12 protein-coding genes and 1 pseudogene are annotated in these 14,886 nt (G+C 69.4%); 4 read left to right on the forward strand and 9 right to left on the reverse strand.

Features of this window, described 5'->3' with window-relative positions:
* Window positions 1-31 precede the first annotated feature (31 nt).
* From Sp245p_RS27100 to Sp245p_RS27110, 3 genes are all read right to left on the reverse strand, one after another.
* Window positions 32-928 carry a ParB/RepB/Spo0J family partition protein gene (locus Sp245p_RS27100; RefSeq protein ID WP_014241990.1) on the reverse strand — a complete coding sequence of 299 codons (897 nt, stop codon included), beginning with the start codon at window positions 926-928 and terminating at the stop codon, window positions 32-34.
* Window positions 918-1,952 (reverse strand): AAA family ATPase, encoded by a 1,035-nt coding sequence (locus tag Sp245p_RS27105; protein WP_014241991.1) that lies wholly within the window; start codon window positions 1,950-1,952, stop codon window positions 918-920. Before Sp245p_RS27105 ends, Sp245p_RS27100 begins: the two co-directional genes overlap by 11 nt.
* 169 nt (window positions 1,953-2,121) lie before the next feature.
* The gene (locus tag Sp245p_RS27110) at window positions 2,122-2,886 is read right to left on the reverse strand and encodes a M48 family metallopeptidase (protein WP_041813439.1); all 765 of its coding nucleotides are present in this window, start codon (window positions 2,884-2,886) and stop codon (window positions 2,122-2,124) included.
* Between the two features lie 188 nt (window positions 2,887-3,074).
* Between Sp245p_RS27110 and Sp245p_RS27115 the strand changes: the two genes are divergently transcribed.
* Window positions 3,075-3,683: a flavodoxin family protein gene (locus Sp245p_RS27115; protein WP_014241993.1), complete on the forward strand. Its 609-nt coding sequence runs from the start codon at window positions 3,075-3,077 to the stop codon at window positions 3,681-3,683.
* Between the two features lie 178 nt (window positions 3,684-3,861).
* Window positions 3,862-4,275: pseudogene (locus Sp245p_RS35995) on the forward strand (hypothetical protein); the annotation flags it as partial.
* A 303-nt stretch (window positions 4,276-4,578) separates the two neighbouring features.
* Here the strand turns inward: Sp245p_RS35995 and Sp245p_RS27125 are convergent.
* Window positions 4,579-5,607, reverse strand: a complete 1,029-nt coding sequence (locus tag Sp245p_RS27125; protein WP_014241996.1) for an AbrB family transcriptional regulator — start codon at window positions 5,605-5,607, stop codon at window positions 4,579-4,581.
* A gap of 213 nt (window positions 5,608-5,820) precedes the next feature.
* Here Sp245p_RS27125 and otnI point away from each other — a divergent pair, with 213 nt between their 5' ends.
* Both otnI and Sp245p_RS27135 read left to right on the forward strand, forming a co-directional pair.
* Window positions 5,821-6,609 (forward strand): 2-oxo-tetronate isomerase, encoded by a 789-nt coding sequence (gene otnI / locus Sp245p_RS27130; protein ID WP_014241997.1) that lies wholly within the window; start codon window positions 5,821-5,823, stop codon window positions 6,607-6,609.
* A gap of 2 nt (window positions 6,610-6,611) precedes the next feature.
* Window positions 6,612-7,502 carry an AEC family transporter gene (locus tag Sp245p_RS27135; RefSeq protein ID WP_014241998.1) on the forward strand — a complete coding sequence of 297 codons (891 nt, stop codon included), beginning with the start codon at window positions 6,612-6,614 and terminating at the stop codon, window positions 7,500-7,502.
* A 130-nt stretch (window positions 7,503-7,632) separates the two neighbouring features.
* On the opposite strand, the gene Sp245p_RS27140 is transcribed toward Sp245p_RS27135, so the two are convergent.
* The 5 genes from Sp245p_RS27140 to Sp245p_RS27160 form a co-directional block, all read right to left on the reverse strand.
* Window positions 7,633-8,619 carry a glycosyltransferase family 2 protein gene (locus tag Sp245p_RS27140; protein WP_014241999.1) on the reverse strand — a complete coding sequence of 329 codons (987 nt, stop codon included), beginning with the start codon at window positions 8,617-8,619 and terminating at the stop codon, window positions 7,633-7,635.
* Window positions 8,616-9,539 carry a glycosyltransferase family 2 protein gene (locus Sp245p_RS27145; RefSeq protein WP_014242000.1) on the reverse strand — a complete coding sequence of 308 codons (924 nt, stop codon included), beginning with the start codon at window positions 9,537-9,539 and terminating at the stop codon, window positions 8,616-8,618. Before Sp245p_RS27145 ends, Sp245p_RS27140 begins: the two co-directional genes overlap by 4 nt.
* A 35-nt stretch (window positions 9,540-9,574) precedes the next feature.
* Window positions 9,575-11,008, reverse strand: coding sequence for a lipopolysaccharide biosynthesis protein (locus Sp245p_RS27150; protein WP_014242001.1), 1,434 nt, complete (start codon window positions 11,006-11,008; stop codon window positions 9,575-9,577).
* On the reverse strand, window positions 11,005-12,435 hold the full coding sequence (locus Sp245p_RS27155; RefSeq protein WP_014242002.1) for an O-antigen ligase family protein: 1,431 nt from the start codon (window positions 12,433-12,435) through the stop codon (window positions 11,005-11,007). The genes Sp245p_RS27150 and Sp245p_RS27155 overlap by 4 nt, the downstream gene beginning before the upstream one ends.
* A gap of 168 nt (window positions 12,436-12,603) precedes the next feature.
* The gene (locus tag Sp245p_RS27160) at window positions 12,604-14,856 is read right to left on the reverse strand and encodes a GumC family protein (protein WP_014242004.1); all 2,253 of its coding nucleotides are present in this window, start codon (window positions 14,854-14,856) and stop codon (window positions 12,604-12,606) included.
* Window positions 14,857-14,886: the final 30 nt, after the last annotated feature.

The raw sequence follows: 14,886 nt of genomic DNA on the forward strand, positions 1-14,886 counted from the left end.
CGAGAAAATTTTCTCGCGGAGCCGTCTTTTTTTACTCCCCCCCCCTGCCCTTCCCGGCGTTCGGACCGGCGTTCAGGATCGCGTCGATGTCGTCGCGGATCGCGCGGAGCGTCTCGCGGTCGATGTCCGCCAACGCCAAACCCTGTTCACGGACGCTGGCGACGGCTTGGCGCGCCCCGAACACCACCTTCGCCAGCGGCTTCGGCAGGGCGCTGCCGGTCGGAACCGCGTTGCTGCGGGGCTTTGCCGCCACGGGCGCCGGAGTCTCCTCGTCGGCGGACCGCCGGGTCATCTCATTGACCAGCGCGTCCCAGCCGCGCAGCTGCTCCCCCTCCCCTTTCAGCCGGGCGATCTCCACCAGCCGGTAGCGCGCCGGGCGGTGCAACGGGTATTCGTCGCGGATGCGCTGCGGCAGGCGGCTGATGAGGAGCGCGCGGGAAATGTCCACCCGGTCCTTGCCGACGATCCGCCCGACGTCCTCCTGCCGGTAGCCGTGGCGCTCCATCAGCCGGGCGTAGGCGTCGCCCTCCTCGAAGGGCGACAGGTCGGCGCGGACGACGTTCTCGATCAGCGCCAGCTCGTCCGACGCGCCGGTGACGGTGACGGCGTAGATGGTCGGGTGGCCGAGCGAGCGAACGGCGCGGAAGCGCCGCTCCCCGAAGACAAGCTGGAAGCGGCCGTCGCTCAACTGCTGCACGCCGACCGGTTGGGCCAGCCCATGCTGCGCGATGGAGGATTTCAGCGCCTCCATGTCCGTCTCGTCGAAATGGCGGCGCGGCTGGTCGGGGTTGGTGACGATGCGGCCGACGTCGATCTCCACGACGACCGGGCCGCGGCGGTTGAAGCCCTGCCCGTCCTCACGGGCTTGACGCTCAGCCGCGGCCGTGGTCAGCACGCCGGTGTTCGTCCGGGCCAGTTTACGCGACATGGGCCATCACCTCCGGCATGCGGGTACGTTCCTGGATCAGCGCGTCGGCGACGGCCTGATAGACCTCGTAGCCCGGCGCGTCCGGCACCGCCTCCAGCGCGGCGCGCCCGGCGGCCACCGCCTGGGCGTAGACGGTCGCCCGCGGGATCGGGCCGAAGACGCGCAGCTTCGCGCCGAACAGGTTGCGGATGTCGTCCAGCGACGCCTGGTCCTGGGTCAGCCGCGCGTTGAACATCGTCGGCAGAATGCCGAGCACGCTGACCCCCGGGTTGGCCCGGCGGCGGATCATGTCCAGGTTCTCCAGCAGGAATTCCACGCCGGCGACGCTCAACATCTCCGTCTGGCAGGGAATGGCGACGGTGTTGGCGGCGGTCAGCGCGTTGCGCGCCAGCATGCCGAAATGCGGCGGGGTGTCGACGAAGATGAAATCGTAGCTCTGCCGCGCCCCGCCATCCAGGCATTCGCGGAGTGCGCAATCCCCCGAGGACTGGCTTTGCAGCTCGGCCTCTGCGTCGCCCAGCCGCATGCCGCTGGGGATCACGTCCAGCCCGCTGTCGGTGGTTACGATGTAGTCGCTGAGGTCGAACCCTTTCCCCCGCGATTTCAGCGCCTCCACCGACGCCTTCAGCGCGTAGTAGAGGGTTTTCTCCTCGCGCTCGCGCTCGATGGAGTTGATGCCGAGATGGATGGTGGCGTTGGCCTGCGGGTCCGCGTCGATCAGCAGCACCTTGAAGTGCCGGGCGAGCAGGGTGGCCGTGTTGACGGTGAAGGCCGTCTTGCCCACGCCGCCTTTGCGGTTGGCCGCGGCACAGATCAGCGCCGGGCCATGCTGCGTCACCGTTCCGATCTTCTCCTGCAACAGCAGAGAAATGACCGGGGCGGGGATCTTTTCGCTGCCGTTCTCCCAGCGCGAGATCTTTGCCTTGTCGTATTTTCGGCCGAGCTTTTCGTTCAGCCAAGCCGCGAAATCCGGCTGGTTCAGCGTCCGGCCTTCCCGGAACGCCTTGATGTCCTCGCCGCGCATGGTTCATTCCCCTGCCTTGCCCCGAGGCCACTTTTGCGCGGCGCCTGAGTGCGGTCAAGCCGGAATGTTGACTCCGGGGCAGGGGAGGGGAGTCAACATTCGGCGAGAAAATTTTCTCGCCGGAAACGCCCGGCGGGTGGTGCGACCGCGGCACCACCCGCCGCTCCGGTCAGCTCGGCTTGTAGGCCGCCTTCGCTTCGGGCATCAGCTTTTGCAGCGCGGCGATGCGGTCCGCCGTGCCGGGGTGGGTGGACATGAAGGTGGGCTGCTCGGCCCCGGCCTGCTTCATGTTCTGCCACAGCTCGATGGCTGCCTGCGGGTCGTAGCCGGCGCGGGCCATCATCAGCAGGCCGGCGCGGTCGGCCGCCAGCTCCTGGTTCCGGGAATAGGGCAGCAACAGGCCGTACTGCGCGCCGGTGCCCAGCGCCGCGGCGATCATCTCGCTGCCGCCGACCCCGCTCGCCCCGGCCACGGCCCCCAGGATGCTGGTGCCGGCGTCGGTGGCCATCTGGGTGCTCACCCGCTCGGCGGCGTGGCCCTCCAGATTGTGGGCGATCTCATGGCCGATGACCGCGGCGAGCTGCGCGTCGGTCTTGGCGTATTGGAACAGCCCCTCATAGACGCCGATCTTCTGGCCGGGCAGGGCGAAGGCGTTGGCTTCCTTGCCCTGGAACACGCGAACCTCCCAACCGGCGGGGTCGAGCGAGGCGGCGCGCAGCAGGCGGGCCGAGATCTGCTCGGCGCGGCGCTGGTAACTGGCGTTGGCGGTGGCCGGGGTCGACTGGATCAGGCGTTGCCAGTCCTGCTGGCCGAGTTCGACGAGCTGTTCCTGCGAGACGAGGTTCAGCCCGAGCCCCGTCGAGTTTCCGGCGCATCCGGCCAGCGCCAGGGACCCGGCCAGCGCCGCGGCAAGGCACAGGGGTCGGACGGTCATGGTCGGCATTGCTCTTCCTCCGTTGTGGTTCTGTCCACCGCATCCTATCCGATGGCGGATGGGCTGTGCCGGGGCAATTCGGTGGTCATGTTTTCGGTGGCCGTGTTCTGAAAGCCGCAACGTTTGGCAAGGCGTGATGTTGCTTCCCGTCACCGCCGGCACGCGGCGGGTCGAATTCGGAGAGCACCATGCCGATCAAAGCCTTCGCGCTGAACTGCACCCTGAAGCCGTCGGGAAAGCCGTCTTCGACCGACGCAATGATCGGCCTGCTCCAGAAGGATCTGGCGGCCCACGGGGTCGCGGTGGGGGCGCCGGTCCGCGTCGCCGACCATGACGTGAAGCCAGGCGTCACCTCGGACGAGGGGCCGGGCGACGCTTGGCCGGACCTGCGCCGCCAAGTGCTGGAGGCGGACATCCTCATCCTCGGCACGCCGATCTGGATGGGCCAGCCGTCCAGCGTGTGCAAGCGGGTGCTGGAGCGCATGGACGCCTTTCTGGGCGAGACGGACGACCAGGGCCGCATGGTGTCCTACGGCAAAGTCGCGCTCGTCGCCGTGGTCGGCAACGAGGATGGCGCCCACCATGTCTCGGCGGAGCTGTTCCAGGCGCTGAACGACGTCGGCTTCACGCTCGCCGCCAACGCCGTCTGCTACTGGGTGGGGGAGGCGATGCAGAAGACCGACTTCCAGGACTTGGACAAGGTGCCCGATAAGGTGGTCTCCACCTCGGCCATGGCCGCACGCAACGCCGCCCACCTCGCGCGCTTCCTGAAGGAGAAACAGTATCCCGGCGAATGATGGCTCCCGGCGATTAGACGTCTAATAGCGTCGCATCGCCGTCTCCTCCCAGCCGTGCCATTCTGTGGATATCCTCTCAAGAGCCTTCTCAACCGCCCGCGCGATTCCATGTATAGTCGGTCTTGTAGGCCGGCGATGCGATGGCGTCGCCGCGGGTGGATGGTGGCAGGAGGAACGGGTGGCGACGCTCAAGGAATTCGAAGAAGCCTTGAAGACGGCGGGCAACACGGAGGCCCTGGAGATCCTGGGCAAGCTGCGTGAGCGCGACAAGGCCCAGCGGTCGATCCGCCCGGCGCGTCGCGTCGTCGGCAAGAAGATGACCCCGGAACTTGCCGCGCAGATTCTGGAGCTTCATCGCACCACCGACATGACGCAGCAGGAAATCGCGTTCCAGCTCAGCGTCAACCAGGGCCGCGTGAACGAGGTCATCAAGCGCGGCAAATGGCTGAACGACGACCCGAACGCTCCGGAGGCCGTCGCCCGCGACAAGGCCAAGGCCCGTGTCAAGGACGGGGTGGGCATCGACCCGCGCCCGTCCCGTCCGAAGAAGAAAAAGGCCGCCAAGCCGGCCGAGGAACCGGCGGTCGAGGAACCGGTGGTCGAGCCGGTTCAGGAGGCCGTGGCGGAGGACGTGCCTGCTGCCGCAGCGCCGGTTCCGGAAGAACCGGCCCACGCGCCTGAGCCGGTCGAGGCGGCCCCGGAAGCGCCCGTGCCCGAACCGGCTCCCCTGGAGCGGGTTGAGATGGCCCTGAACCCGGACGCCCAGGATGCGGTGGCCGAGGAGAAGGCGGCGCAGGACAAACCAGCGGCGGAAAAGGCGCCCAAGGAGAAGAAGAAAAAGCGCAAGGCCGAGCCGCCGGCGCAGCTTCTCTTCGACGGGCTGTAAGGCGTCCGTTCAGCCGCGGCGGGGCTGCCACCAGCGGGCCAAGAAGCCCAGCCCGGCGAAGCGCACGACGTGGTGCGTGCCGACGAAGGCGGTGTCGAGGCCGAGCACGAAGGCCACGATGGTCATCGCCTCCACCCCGCCCGGCGCGTAGGCGAGCCAGAGCTGGCCGAAGGGCAGCCCGAGCAGCCAGCCTCCCGCCCAGGCGAAGATGGAGGACAGGACGAGCGCCAGCGCCACGCTTTCCAGCGATGGGCGCAGCGCCGCCCGCAGGGAGGCCAGCGTGACCCCGGCGAAGCGCGACCCGATCAACGCCCCCGTCACCACGAAGCCCGCGTTCAGCAGCCAGTTCGGCAGGCGGTGGTCGACGAGGCCGCTGCCGTGCAGCAGCGCGCTTCCCAGCATGGCGCCGAGCAGCACGCCGCCGGGCACGCGCAGCTTCTGGAACAGCAGCCCGGCCAGGGCGCTGGCCCCGATCAGCAACGCCAGTTCGGGCAGGGCGTCCGCCGGGTCGGATAGGGCAGGGCGAGGCGGCAGACCCGGCGTGGACGACACCAGATCCAACAACCAGGGCATGGCGGCGACCAGGACGAACAACCGCAAGCTCTGCGCCAGCGCGACCCGCGGCAGGTCGGCCCGGCTCTCGGCCGCCAGCACCAGGACGGCGCCCAGCGCGCCGGGAACGGCGGCGTAGCGCGCGGTCGCCGGGTCCCAGCGGTGCACCCGCTCCAGCCAAGCCGAGCAGGCGTAAAGGCAGGCCATCACCGATCCCGCGAGCAGCGCCATGCTGAGCGGCCAGGAGGCCATCTGGTGCAGCGTGTCGGGTGTCACCCCGGCGCCCATGGAGATGCCCAGCAGCACGAAGGCGGCGGTGCCGAGCGGGGAGGGCAGGCGGAGTTTCATTCCGGCGAGGCCCCCGCCGGCCACCGCGGTCATCGCCCCCATCAGCCACGCCGCGGGCAGCCCCGCCAAGGCGAACAGCCCGCCACCCAGGGCGGCCAGAAGGAGGGTCAGGGCGGTGGCGGCGAGTCGCTTCATCATCCGTCGGGTCCGGCTGCGGCAAGGGCCGTGCACTGTGCGTGTCACCCGCAATCTCGCGCAACCGGTATGGGCGGTCACCTGACAAGCGTGTGCGGCATAGGCCGGCGATTGTCCGGACCGTCCGCCTGCTGCATTGTCGGAGCAACCAGCCGCCACGGCGGCCCAGACGACGCGGGAGGGGACCATGCCGATAAGAACCGGGGGACGGACGCCATGAGGTTCGCCGCCAACCTGTCCATGATGTTCACCGAGCGGCCCTTCCTGGAGCGGTTCGGCGCCGCGGCGGCGGCCGGCTTCGACGCCGTGGAGTTCCTGTTCCCCTACGATACCCCGGCGGAGCGGATCAAGGAGGCGCTGGGCGCCCATGGGCTGACCCAGGCGCTGTTCAACCTGCCCCCCGGCGACTGGGCGGCGGGGGAGCGCGGCATCGCGAGCCTGCCCGGCCGCGAGGCGGAGTTCCGCGAGGGTGTGGCGACCGCCATCGTCTACGCCAAGGCGCTGGGCAACCGGCTGCTGCACTGCATGGCCGGCATCCCGCCGGAGGGGCTGGAGCGGGATGCGGCGCTGGCGACCTACACCGGCAATCTGAGCCATGCCGCGGCGACCTGTGCGGAGGCGGGGTTGACGCTGCTGGTGGAGCCGATCAACAACCGCGACATGCCCGGCTATCTGATGAACGGCACCGCGCTGGCCCGTCGGGTGATCGAAACGGTGGGGGCACCGAACCTGAAGCTCCAGTTCGATCTCTACCATTGCCAGATCAGCGAGGGCGATCTCGCCACCCGCATCCGGGCCAACGCCGATCTCACCGCCCATGTGCAGATCGCCGGCGTCCCGGATCGGCAGGAGCCCGACCGCGGCGAGGTCAACTATCCCTATCTGTTCGAGGTTCTGGCCGACACCGGCTACCGCGGCTTCATCGGCTGCGAATACCGGCCCCGCGCCCGGACCGAGGACGGGCTGGGCTGGTTCCACGCCGCCAACACGCGGGCTGCGCGCTGACCATGGACCTGTTCGCCCCCCTGTCCAGCATCGCCGCCGTCGTCGTGCCGGTGTTCCTCATCGCCGCCCTCGGCTTCGGCTGGAGCCGCGCTAAGCTGCCCTACGACAGCGCCTTCATCACCACCTTCGCGATCAACGTCTCCACCCCCTGTCTGGTCTTCTCCTCGCTGGCCCGCCTGACGCTGGGCGGGGACGATCTGCTGACCATGGCGGCGGCCTCGGTCGGCAGCATGGCGCTGGCCGGGCTGATGGCGACGCCGATCCTGCTGGCCAGCCGCTTGCCGCTGCGCGTCTATCTGCCGGCGCTCAGCTTTCCCAACGGCGGCAACATGGGCATTCCCGTCTGCCTGTTCGCCTTCGGGGAGACCGGGATGGGGCTGGCGGTGCTGTTCTTCGCGACGCTCGCCGTCCTCCAGTTCACCATCGGCCCGGCCCTGGCGGCGGGGCGCACGGACGCCAAGCAGGTGCTGCGCACCCCGGTGATCTACGCGGTCGCGCTGGCCGTGCTGGTCCTGTTGACCGGCGTCCAGCCGCCGCAATGGGTGACCAACACGACGACGCTGCTCGGCAACTGCGCGGTGCCGCTGATGCTGTTCTCGCTGGGGGTGGCGCTGGCGGGGCTGCGGATGCAGGGGATGCTGCGGTCGCTGGCCATGTCGGCGCTGCGCCTGCTGCTCGGCTTCACCGCCGGGCTGGCGGTGGTCGAGGTGCTGGGCCTGGAGGGCGCGATGCGCGGCGTCGTGCTGCTGGAAAGCACCATGCCGGTGGCGGTGTTCAACTACCTCTGGGCGCTGCGCTACAACAACGCGCCGCAGGAGGTCGCCGGGATGGTGCTGGGCTCCACGGCGCTGTCGTTCCTGACGCTGCCGCTGCTGCTGGCCGTGGTGATGTGAAGAGGGGGAGGGGAGCGCTTGCCCCCACCCTAACCCTCCCCCGCTGACGCAGGGGAGGGGACCAATTCTCCCTCCCCTGCGAAGCGGGGGAGGGCCGGGGTGGGGGCAAAACTTCGCCCGCCCTGGCACCTCACGCCGTCGCGGCGTCCGAATGGGTCGCCGCGCGCACCCGGCGGTGGAAGGACGGCGGCACCACGCAGGTCCCGAAGAACATCAGGTAATGCCGCATCTTCGGATCGCCCGCCCGGGTTGCCTCGGCCAGCAAACGGCGGACGGCGTTCCAGTCGCCCTCGCGGCGGGCCATGCCGACGACCTTGGTCATCAGGAAGGCGGCGTAGGCGTTGCCGGTCATCAGCGGACGGTGCGTGCGCGCCCATTCGAAGGCCTGGCGCCAGTCGTCCACCGAATGCAGCGAGGCGCGCCCCTCGTCGATCTCCACGAAGCACAGCGGCTCGTCGACGAAGACCAGCTCCGCGCCGGGTTGATCCAGCGCGCGGAACAGCCAGCCCCAATCCTCGAAATGCCGGTAGTCGGGCATCGGCACGGCAAGCGCCAGCGAGCGCGGCACCATGATCGTCGGGGTGGCGAGATAGCCGGGGCGGGACAGCGGGCTGCGGCGGTCGATCAGGTAGTCGCTGATCGGCTCGCCCGGCTCCGGCCGGCGTTGCGGCCAGACGTAGCGGCGCTCGCCGATGCTGACGCTGGTGCTGCAGGAGACCACCGGCAACTTGGCGCCCGACGCCTTGGCGGCGGCGAGCTGCCGTTCCAGCTTCTCCGGCGCCCAGGAATCGTCGTCGTCCAGGAAAGCGATCCACTCGCCGAGCGCCGCCTGCACGCCAGCGTTGCGCGCCCCCGCGGGGCCGAGCGAGGCCGGGTTCTGCACGATGCGCAGGCGGCGGTCCTCCACCGCCTCCAGCGCCGCGACGGTCGCCGGGTCCGGCCCGTCGACGACGACGACGATCTCGACGTCCTTGAGCGTCTGGGCGCGCACGCTTTCGACGGCGTTCAGCACGAGATGCGGGCGGTTGCGCGTCGGGATGACCGCGCTGACGGTGACGGGCGGGGCTTCCGCCGTCCCGCCCTTCGCCTTTCCGCCGTTCACCTCAACGTCCTTCATCGCTTGTACTCCAGATATTGGAAGCCCATCAGGCCGTAGAGATAGCCGCTGCCGACGCAGATCTTCTGGAGCCGGCGGATCGGCCAGCTCGTGTCGAAGGCCATCACCATCGGCACCAGCGGCAGGGCGGCAATGTTCAGCGCGATGTGCGCGAGGCCCAGCGTGGAGCGCTTCACCAGCGTGCGGCGCTGGCCGTTCAGCTTGGCCTCGGTCAGCGACACGCAGGTGCCGAGCCGGAAGGCGCGGCGCAGAATCCAGCGCGCGGTCATGCGGCTGGCCGGCACATGCTCCTCGATGGTCGCCTCATCGCACCAGACGATGCGGTGGCCCTGGCGCCGGATCTGCTCGAAGAACAGAACGTCGCTGCCGCCGGACAGGCTCAGCTCCGGATCGAAGCGCACGCCGCCCTTCAGGATGGAGCGGCGGAACAGCACGTTTCCGGTCGCGCAATAGGCCGGCTCGCTGCCCGTGGGCATGCGCTGCAGGTCGTGGAAGCGCCCCTTGGTCAGCCAATCGGGCGGACGCTTCTCGTAGATCGGCAGGACCGGGCCGGCGACCACGGCGGCGCCGGTGCGCTCCATGGCCGTCACCAGCCAATCCAGCCAACCGGGGCTCGCCACCTCGTCGTCGTCGATGAAGGCGATCAGGTCGGCATCCGTGGTCTCGTCCAGGCAGCGGTTGCGGGCGGCGGGAATGCCCGGCACCGGCTCCGCCGCGTAGCGGATGGGGAAGCGCCAGTCCTGCGCCATCTCGCGGCACAGCGGTTCGGCGGAGCGCGCCGGGTCGTTGTCCACCACCAGCACTTCGACGTCCAGCGGGGCGTCTGGGTTGAAGGTCAGCCCCTCCAGCGACAGCAGCGTGCGGTGAAGATCCTTCGGCCTGCGGTAGGTGCACACGCAAACCACCAGCTTTTTCGACATGGTGCCTGTTCCTTCCTCACGCCTGTTCATGGTGTTCATGCCGGGGATCGGGTGCGTTTCAGCCGGGCCAGCGCGATCCGCACCTGACCCATCAGGTTGGCGGGATTGAGCACGGCCAGGGCCAGCAGATAGAGGCTGCCCGCCGGGGCGAGCTGGACGAGCAGCAGGTCGCTTTCCATCGCCGCGATCTTCAGCCCGGCGGCGAAGAGCAGGGCGGCGGTGGTCACCTTCAGAAGATCCTTCACCGGCACCGCCAGCACGCCGGCGCGCGGCATCAGGATGACCGCGGCCACCACCCAGCCGAGCTGCGCCGCCAGCGAGCCGTAGGCCGCCCCGATCACCCCGAAGCGGGGGATCAGGAACAGGTTGGCGCCGATGTTCAGCACCGCCGTCAGCATGGTCAGCTTCAGGATGTAGCCGGTCTTCTTGGTCAGGTGCAGCGACAGGTCGAAGTGATAGATGCGCAGGATGCTGATGAAGACCGACAGGGCGACGAGCGGCATGATCGCCGCACCGGTCTCGCGGTATGCCTCGCCGAGCAGCAGCCCGACGATGCCCTGGGCGGAGATGACCTCCATGAGCACCAGGGGCAGGCAGACCAGCAGCAGGATCGTCAGGTTCTGCGCCATGATCGGCCGCGCGGCGCGCGGACCGGCGCTGTCGAAGGCGCGCGACGCCATCGGCAGCGTGACCAGCGAGGCCGCCGAGGCCACCAGCATGATCGGCTGCTTGGCGAGGTCGAAGGCCATGGCGTAGGCACCGGCCGCCGCCTCGCCGATGAACCAGTAGATCAGGAAGCGGTCGGCGAAATCGAGCGCCCAGCCGACCATCAGGCTCAGCATCAGCGGGCCGCCGAAGGTCAGCAGGAGGCCGACCCGCTCCCGCGCCGGCCAGCGCAGCGAGATGCCCTTGAGGTCGGAGCGCAGCCAGATCGCGGTGACCAGCAGGAAGCCGATGCTGGTGCCGAGCAGCAGCCCCTCCTCCTTCCAGCCGATCAGCACGAAGGCGGAGCCGAGCGCCAGCCCGAACAGCGCCTTGGCGAAGGACTTGGCCGCGAAAACCGAGCCCTTCAGCCGCGCCCGCGACATCTGGATCGACAGGTCGAACCAGGAGATCAGGATCGCGATGACCGGCAGATACAGCACATAGTCGATGCCGTTCATGCCTGGATAGAAGGCCACCACCGCGCCCAGGATGGCGAGCACCCCGCAGGCCACCACCAGGAAGGCGGTGACCACGGTGGAGAGCCAGGCGTCCCGCTCCGCCGCGTCGCCGCCGCACTTGCGCAGGACGAACAGGCCCATCCAGGAGAAGCCGCAGGCGTTGATCGCCGCCGCCGCCGCCATCACCAGGGCGTAATGGCCGTAGGCCTCCGGCGTGACGATGCGCGAGAAGACCGCGACCGCCGCGAAGCCCAGGATGCCGACGGCGATCCGGGTCGCGAAGAAGGCGAAGCCGCTCGACATCATGACCGCGACTCCGCAACCGGGATGCCGTTCCGCAGCTTGGGCCGCCGTCCCGCCGCCGGACGCGGGGTCAGGGCGTGGGCGTGGACCGTCTTGGCCAGCCGCGTCTGGAAGGCGGTGAAGAGGAACCACAGCAGGCCGTTCTGGATCAGCAGGCTGCTTTCCGCGACGTTGCCCAGCAGGAGCATCATGGCGAAGACGATGTGCCAGCGCGCCGCCCCGCTGCGGTCGACCGGGACAATCCGGGCGATCCGCGACAGGTAGATCACATAGGCCACCAGGAAGAGGCCGAGGCCGAGCAGGCCGACGTCCAGCGTCGTCTGGATGAAACCGTTGTGGGCGTGGATGTCGAAGCGGCCCGAGGTGCGCCAGAACAGCGCGCCCGGCGCGTCCAGCCCCGACCAAAAGGCGCTGAAGCCGTAGCCCAGCACCGGCTGCTGCTCGATCATCCGGAAAGCGAAGTCCCAGATCAGCGTGCGCCCGGTCAGCGTGATGTCACGGCCGAGCAGCGCGACGATGCTTTCCAGGTTCAGCAGGGCGAAGATGGCGGCCAGCATGATGACCATAGTGCCGCCGTACAGCTCCAGCGCCAGCGACCCGGCGTCCTGCCGGTGGGTGACCAGCATCACCAGGGTCATGCCGGCCATGGCGACGATCAGTGCCGTGGCGGAGCCGGACATGGCGAGACAGCCGGCCATGATGGCGAAGGTGCCCAGACGCCAGACCAGCGCCATGGTGTCGGTCACCGGGCGGGAGCGCAGGACGAACAGCCCGGCGGTCAGGCCGAAGGCCATGGCGTCGCCCAGGCCGTTCTTGTGGGAGAAGACGCCGCGCCACTGGGATCCCTGCTCCGCCGGCATCAGGCCGTAGCTCGGCAGGCCGACCGCCAGCAGCGCGCTCAGCACCGCCAGCACGAAGACCGCGCGGTGGATCAGCCGGGCCAGCGCGACCTCGCCGTAGGACAGGCCGACATAGAGGCCGAAGATGGTCGTGCCGACCAGGGCCACGCTGCGGCGGATGGTCAGCGACGGGTCATGCGACCACTGGCTGGACGCGATGGCCAGCACCACCATGAGGGCCATGGGAATGCTGAGATAGCGGAAGGCCCGCACGCCGTGGAGCATGACGATCCGCAGCAGGGCCGTGGCGTAGAGGCCGGCGAAGATGAGCTGCTTGATGGTGTCGCCGGAGGATTCCGGCGCGCCGCCCGCGCGCAGGATGAAGCGCTGCGAGGGCGCGGACATCATCACCGACAGCAGCGCGTCCCACAGCAGGATCAGGCCGATCGCGCACACCACCTGATCGAACAGGCTGGGCGTGAGATCGGCGGCGCTGCGCAGGAGCGGCGTCCGTGGCCGGGCGGGCGGCGCGTCCGCAGCGGGCGCCGCCGCCAGAGCGGCTCGGTTTCGCGGAAATGGCGTTGCACTCATCCTGTTCCCCCGATGAACCCTTTAACCCCTCTCCCCTCCGGGGAGAGGGAGGGGACCCACCGCATCAGCGGTGGGGAGGGTGAGGGGGTTGCGCTTTTGCCGGACGGTCCGACACGCACATCCCCCTCACCCTAACCCTCTCCCCAGAGGGGAGAGGGGATTTGCCCATCAGCGCGTGTAGTAGCGACGCGCCTCGTTCATGCCGTAGGCCTCTTCCGACGCGTCGGTGCGGGCCAGCTTCTTCAGGTCCACCCGGCTCAGCACGACGCTGGTCACGTCGCGGCCCAGCTCGGTCAGCCGGTCGATGGCCCGCTGGACGACGGCGCGTGGCGTCTGCTCCCAGCGCACCACGAACAGGCATTCCGTCGCCGTCCGGGTCAGCACGCCCGCGTCCGCCACGACCGCCATCGGCGGGGTGTCGAGGATGACGCAGTCGTATTCGAGCGAGGCGAACTTGATGATGCTCGCCAGCTTCTCCGAGCCCAGAAGCTCCTGCGGGTGGTCGCAATGCGGGCGGCCGACGACGTAGTGCAGCCCGCTGCGGCCGTCCACCTGGACCACGTCCTGCCATTCCGCCTTGCCGACGATCAGGTCGCTCAGGTCGCCCGGGGCGTTGTCGCCCAGCACGTTCCCGATGCGCGGGCAGCGCAGGTCGCATTCCAGAAGCAGGACCCGCCGGCCGGACGCCGCCAGCATGCGCGCCAGGGTCAGGCAGACGGTGGTCTTGCCCTCGCCCGGAACGGCGGAGGTGACCATCACCACGGAGCCGGTGTTCAGGGCGCCGCGGGCGTAGAGCGACACGCCGATGGCGCGCACCGCCTCGCTGTACTCCGACCGCGGACGGTCGAGGACATAGTCTTCCGGCTTGGCGTTCTTGTGATGCGGCAGGGACGGCACCAGCCCGATGGCCGGCACGCCGATCGTCTCCTCCACATGCTGGGTGTTGCGGAAGGTCTTGTTCAGATGATCGCGCAGGAAGGCCAGGAACATGCCGATCAGCAGGCCCACGGCCAGACCGCCGCCGACGAACAGCTTCTTGCCCGGCGTCGACGGCTCCAGCGGCGGCTCCGCCTTGGACACGACGCGGGCGTCGCGCTGCTGAAGGTCGTCCTGTTCGCGCGTTTCGACGAGACGCTGGAGCAGCCCTTCATAGACGCGGCGGTTGGCGTCGGCCTCGCGCTGCAACTGGGCCAGACGGACGTTGGCGCCCAGCTCGCCCGCGGTCTCGGCGGTCAGCTTCTTCAACGCGGCCTCAAGCTCGCGCTCGCGGGCGCGGGCGATCTCGACCTCGTTGTTGATGACCGCCATGATCTTGGTGGCTTCCTCGCGCATCTTCTGGCGCAGGTTCGTCAACTGGTTGACGTAGGCCTGCACCGCCGGATGCTGGTCGCCGTAGCGGGTGCGGTATTCGGCGAGCCGCCGCGCGATGCCCGATTCCTCCTCGCCCAGCCGCTGGATCAGCGGCGAGCCGAGCACCTCGGCCGCGTTGCCCTCCGTCGGGCTGCGCGCGACGATCCGGGCGTTCTGCGCCCGCGCCTCCGCCCGGCCGCGCTCCGTCTGGGCGACGACCAGGGCGCGGTTCAGCTCGGCCAGCTGCTGCGACAGGAAGGTCTCGCCGCCGGCGCTGCCGAGCACGAGGCCCTGCTGCGCGCGGTAGTCCTGCACCGCCTTGTCCGACACCTCGACCTGGGCGCGCAGCTCGTTGATGCGGTCCTCCAGCCACTTGTTGGCCTGCTGGGTGACCTCCTGCTTCGTCTGGAGCTGGTCGAGCAGATACTCGTCGACGAAGGCGTTGGCGATGCGCGCCGCCTTGTCGGCCTCCTTCGCCTTGAAGGAGACGACGATGGTGTAGGACTGCGCGTCGCTGGTCGCCGACAGGCCGCGTCGAACGTCCGCGATGACCGCGGCGCGCTCCTTCTCCGCAGTCGTCGGCTCCTTCACGCCAATTCCGGCGGAGTTCAGATAGCCGGTGATCTGCTGCTGCAGCGGCGACAGGTCGTAGCCGATGGTGTCGTTGATCCCGGCGATGGCCCGGTCGATGGCCGAAGGCCGCTCGATGGCGCCGTTGAACTCCGGGTCATGGACCAGCCCCAGCCGGTCCACCACCTTGGCGGCGGTGGCGCTGGAGGTGATCATGTCGATTTCGGTCCGGATCGCCGCCGCCTCGCGCGGGAGGTTGGAGATCACGGCGTTGATGTCCGTGACCTCCGTCGTGCGCGGGTCGATGATGAGCACGGCCTGGCTGGTGAACCGCGGCTCATAGAGCAGGGCACCGGTGGTGGCCAGCGCGGTGCAGCACAGGACGCTGGCGATGATCGTGCTCCGGCGCCGGCGCAGCACCTGGAGGAGGTCGCGGAGCGCGACCTCCCGGGTGCTGGCTTCGGACCCCAGGGCTCCGTCTACATGAGTGTACGCGGCCATCCCATTCTCCTGAGGATCGGTCGGTTAGGG

It is taken from the genome of Azospirillum baldaniorum (assembly GCF_003119195.2).
Taxonomy (GTDB): domain Bacteria; phylum Pseudomonadota; class Alphaproteobacteria; order Azospirillales; family Azospirillaceae; genus Azospirillum; species Azospirillum baldaniorum.